General features: G+C 45.1%; 1 protein-coding gene and 1 pseudogene. One reads left to right on the top strand and one right to left on the bottom strand.

The features are described 5' to 3' along the window. Positions 1-586: protein-methionine-sulfoxide reductase catalytic subunit MsrP (gene msrP / locus F6K49_RS52825; RefSeq protein ID WP_293111113.1), on the top strand; the 586-nt coding region annotated here is incomplete at its 5' end. 173 nt (positions 587-759) lie between these two features. On the opposite strand, the pseudogene F6K49_RS52820 reads toward msrP, so the two are convergent. Further along, positions 760-1,022 (bottom strand): annotated as a pseudogene (locus F6K49_RS52820) (SAM-dependent methyltransferase); the annotation flags it as partial.

Genomic DNA, 1,022 nt, shown 5'->3' with positions numbered 1-1,022 from the left:
TCTGCAAACTAAATTTCCCATCGAAGAGCGGATCTATCGCTTCCGCTGTGTAGAGGCGTGGTCAATGGTGCTACCCTGGATCGGATTTCCCATGAAAGCGCTGATGACAGCAGTAGAACCTACTTCAGAGGCTAAATTTGTGCGATTTACCTCCTACTATGACCGCAAAATTACTACTGGTCCAGGCATACACCTTGGTTCATTACCTTGGCCTTATACGGAAGGTCTAAGTGTTGAGGAAATGGCTAACGAACTAGCATTTTTTGCTATTGGTATTTACGGTCATCTATTACCCAAGCAGCATGGTGCTCCTATTCGCATGGTAGTGCCCTGGAAATATGGTTTTAAAGGAGCAAAATCTATAGTCAAAGTAGAGTTTTTAGCTAACCAGCCAGCTACTTACTGGAATACTATTAATTCCTATGAATATGACTTTGAGGCAAATGTTAACCCCAATAAGCCTCACCCGAGATGGTCACAAGCGACAGAAAGATTCATCAGTAGCGGTCCTAACTTATCCTGGGAAAAACGACCTACCCTACCTTACAACGGTTATGGGGAATATGTAGGTGGGCTGTATGGTTGAAGGTTATTTGGTTGTTCGCCTTTGGGGTTAGGTGTAGGGTATGTTTAAAGTTGAAGGTAGAAGGTAGAAGGTAGAAGGTAGAAGGTAGAAGGTTGAAGGTTGAAGGTTGAAGGTAGAAGGTTGTTCGCCTTTGGCGTTGGGTGCAGGGGAGGTTTTTTGGTTAGTGTCGGCGTTTACCCTTTAGTGACCTGAATCACCTGTAAACTACCACCTGCGTACAAGGAGCGATCGCATACCTTAAACCCCACTTGCTCAAGCCCCTTGACCAAGTCAGTCTCTAGTAATTGCCAAGCTGTCTGGGTCTCAAATAACCACATAAATACCGCTAACCCTGGCCAAAACAAAACATTAGTTGGCTTGTGCAAATCCACCAGGGTAAACACTCCTCCTGGTTTAAGCACCCGGTGAACCTCCTGAATAATCTGCTGCAACACCT

Source organism: Moorena sp. SIO3I6 (assembly GCF_010672095.1).
Note: the sequence above shows the minus strand (reverse complement) of the source record. Positions and strands in the feature narration are given on the sequence as shown.